This window comes from Anaerovibrio sp., assembly GCF_051866355.1.
GTDB lineage: Bacteria > Bacillota > Negativicutes > Selenomonadales > Selenomonadaceae > Anaerovibrio.
Map to the genome: position 1 here is coordinate 1 of NZ_JBJDWZ010000054.1, position 3299 is coordinate 3299.

5 protein-coding genes are annotated in these 3299 nt (G+C 56.3%); all 5 read right to left on the reverse strand.

Annotated features, from left to right (window positions below):
- Positions 1-961 (reverse strand): NAD(P)/FAD-dependent oxidoreductase (locus ACI3UA_RS03205; RefSeq protein ID WP_439723386.1); only part of this gene is annotated, 961 nt, incomplete at its 3' end.
- A gap of 4 nt (positions 962-965) precedes the next feature.
- Complete coding sequence (locus ACI3UA_RS03210; protein WP_439723387.1) at positions 966-1730, reverse strand: pseudouridine synthase; 765 nt, start codon at positions 1728-1730, stop codon at positions 966-968.
- 77 nt (positions 1731-1807) lie between these two features.
- Positions 1808-2215, reverse strand: coding sequence for a hypothetical protein (locus tag ACI3UA_RS03215; RefSeq protein ID WP_439723388.1), 408 nt, complete (start codon positions 2213-2215; stop codon positions 1808-1810).
- Entirely contained in the window at positions 2176-2709 is a 534-nt protein-coding gene (gene folK / locus ACI3UA_RS03220) for a 2-amino-4-hydroxy-6-hydroxymethyldihydropteridine diphosphokinase (protein ID WP_439723389.1), read from the reverse strand. The genes ACI3UA_RS03215 and folK overlap by 40 nt, the downstream gene beginning before the upstream one ends.
- Before the next feature lie 36 nt (positions 2710-2745).
- The gene (folB, locus tag ACI3UA_RS03225; RefSeq protein WP_439723390.1) at positions 2746-3105 is read right to left on the reverse strand and encodes a dihydroneopterin aldolase; all 360 of its coding nucleotides are present in this window, start codon (positions 3103-3105) and stop codon (positions 2746-2748) included.
- Positions 3106-3299: the final 194 nt, after the last annotated feature.

A 3299-nucleotide genomic window follows, 5' to 3' on the forward strand; every position in this document is an offset into this window, starting at 1 on the left:
CAATCAGCCGTCCCGGCAGCAGCTCCTTCATGCCGTTCTTGATTTCCTTGCGCTGGTATTTTTCAAAATCACGCAAAAGGCGCGCATCCAGCTGTTCAAGGGTCAAGGCCGGCTTCAGGTCTACCTCCAGCTCCAGAAAATGCCCGCTGTCCAGAAGCTGTGCCGCCTGACGGCTCAGGGACAGGATAATCGGGCCGCTGACGCCAAAATGCGTGAACAGCATCTCCCCGAACATATCCGAGACCTTTTCGCCATCAGAAAGCAGGACGGCGCGTACATTTTTCAGCGCCAGTCCCGAAAGCTCCTTTACCCAGTCATCCTCCGTTTCCAGCGGCACCAGTGCCGGCAGCGGCTTCACCACATGATGGCCTGCCTCTGACGCCCAGCCGTAGCCATCTCCCGTGGAGCCTGTTCCCGGATAGGAAACGCCGCCCGTAGCGACAATTACCGCACTGCCGTGGTACTCACTTCCGTCAGCAGTCCTGACACCTGCTATGCGCTTCCCGCCTCCGGCAGCATCCTCCAGCAGAAGCCCTGCCACCCTGGCATCAGTCACCAGCCGTACGCCCAGCTCATGCAGGCGCAGTACCATGGCCTCCACCACGTCGGCGGCCCTGTCGCTGACAGGAAAAACCCTGCCACCGCGCTCTGTCTTGACAGGCACCTCCAGCCCCTGAAAAAAAAGCTGTACATCTTCATTATCATAGGCCTTCAAACAGCTGTGCAAAAACTTGCCGTTGCCGGGAATGTTCTTAATCAGTTCCTGCTTTTCCGCCACATTGGTAATGTTGCAGCGCCCCTTGCCGGTAATCAGCATTTTTTTGCCTGGCCTGGCCATCTTTTCCAGCACCGTCACCTGCGCGCCATTTTCCGCCGCCTTGATGGCCGCCATCATACCGGCGGGCCCGGCTCCCACCACGATAATCCTGTCCATGTTTATTTCATCTTCCCTGCTGTCCATCCAGTCACGACTCCTTGTGCGAAGCTCCGGCAGGCGTCCCTGCCACGTCGCCCGCAATTTTTTTCAGCCTGTCAACCTCCCCGGCTGTCAGGCTTCGGTACTGCCCGCGCGGCACGCCCTCCAGCGTCAGCCCCGCAAAGGCTGTCCGCTTCAGCGACTGCACCCTGTGTCCCACAGCCTGCAGCATGCGGCGCACCTGACGGTTGCGTCCCTCGTGAATGGTGAGCTGTACCCGGCACCATGCGCCGTTATCCGCCCTCTCCAAAAGCCTTGCCCTGGCAGGTGCAGTCATGCCATCCTCCAGCATAACCCCTCTGCGCAGACGCCTGAGCTCGTCCTCCGTTATCAGGCCCTGTGCCTTGGCAATATAAGTCTTTTCAATTTCATACCTGGGGTGCAGAAGTCCGTTCATCAGCTCACCATCATTGGTCAGCAGCAACAGGCCTTCCGTGTCGTAATCAAGACGCCCTACAGGATAGATATACTCCTTCACCTCCGGCAGCAAATCCACCACCGTGCGGCGTCCCCTGTCATCCCTGACAGCAGAAATACATTTTCCGGGCTTGTTCAGCAGAAAATACAGCTTCTGCTTCGGAGCACCGATATCCACGCCGTCAACAGCTATAATATCCTTATCTGCATCCGCCTGAGTACCCAGCTCCATTACCGTCAGGCCATTGACAGTAACCCGGCCGGCCAGTATCAGGCGCTCCGCCTCCCGGCGTGAAGCCGCCCCGGCTTTGCTGATTATTTTCTGCAAACGCTCCATTACACAACCTCGCAACAATCTATCCCGCCATCCGGATTGCCTGACAGCAGGCCGGATGTATATTTCATCTTGACAATTCAGCTGAAAAAGCTGTACAGCATATAAGCTATCATGGCCACTATGACGCCCACGGCCACCACCGGCAGCGCCACAAAAATCAGGAACCAGATAATCGCTGCGGCCACCACAGCTCCGATAAGCCTGTATTTCCATTTCTGCCAGGCAGTCATGCCCTGACCGAAGCCAAAGCTGTACACCCGCGGCCCGCTGCCGCCATAGCTCCTGAAGCTATGACGAAAATCCCCCTCACGCCTGCCGGTATCCTCGTATACCTCGTCAAAGCTCTCAGGGCGGCCGCTCTCTGACTGCCTGCCTCCTGCCGCAGCATCGTCAAAACCGCAGTCCTCTATGGTAATATCATCGTACTCGATTTTTTCCTGTCTGGTCATAACCCTGACGATTGCATCGTCTTTTCTTTCTTCCATGAAAATACACCTCTTTTCACTATGCTGTCCCTGTCCTCCAGCCTGTCACGGCACTGGGCGGCCGTCAGGCCATTTTCCAGAAGCAGCTCCGGGGCAATTTCCGCCAGCGGCACCAGCACAAAGGCTCTTTCCAGCATGTAGGGATGCGGCAGCTTCAACTCCGCCGTATTCACCGACATGCCGGGAATATACAGCATATCCACATCAATAGTTCTGGCACCCCAATGCTCATGGCGCACCCTGCCCAGGGCCTTCTCGATTCCCTGACAGCTATGCAAAAGCTCAAAAGGCTCCAGACCTGTTTCCACAGCCACCGCACAATTGATAAACGGCGGCTGATCCAGCTTGCCCCAGGGTGGAGTCTCATACATAGAAGATACACACTTCACCTGAATTTTTTCTGTATTGCCCAAAAGCTCAATAGCCCGGCAGACTGTATCCAGCCTGCGCCCCAGATTGGCTCCCAGGCTGAGGTAGCAAGTATATTTTTCCATCTTCCCTTTTGCCTTCTTCCGTCTGACCTGCGGCTCCTAACGCTCCAAGGTTACAGCCACATCACGGAAAATTCCTGCCACCGGCGCTCCCGGCTTGTGTACAGTAACCGTAATATGCTCCAGCTTGCTGTACTTCGTCCACAGCATGCTGACGATCAGCTCGGCCAGCGCCTCGATGGTCTTCATCGGCTTGTGGCTCTCCTCCACCAGCTCCCTGACCTCCTGATATACCTCTGCATAGCTGATGCTGGCGCTCAGGTCATCATTCAGGCCCGCCTGATGCAGATCCAGTTCCAGTACCAGATCCACCACGAACCGCTGTCCCAGCTTGTTTTCCTCCGGCAATACACCGTGATAGCCAAAAAACTCCATCCCCGTAAGCGTAATCCTGTCCATACACAATCCCTTTCCGCCCTGCTGCGCCTTTCTATATCCTCATATCCGGCACAGGGGCCAAAGCCTTTTTCTACCGCTTCCTATTCCCTGCGGCTGCCTGCCGCCAGAATCGCATCCGTAATCCTGCACATCCTGCTGATCGGCAGCACATCATGCACGCGCATGATTTCACAGCCCTTGGTAATCCCCAGCAC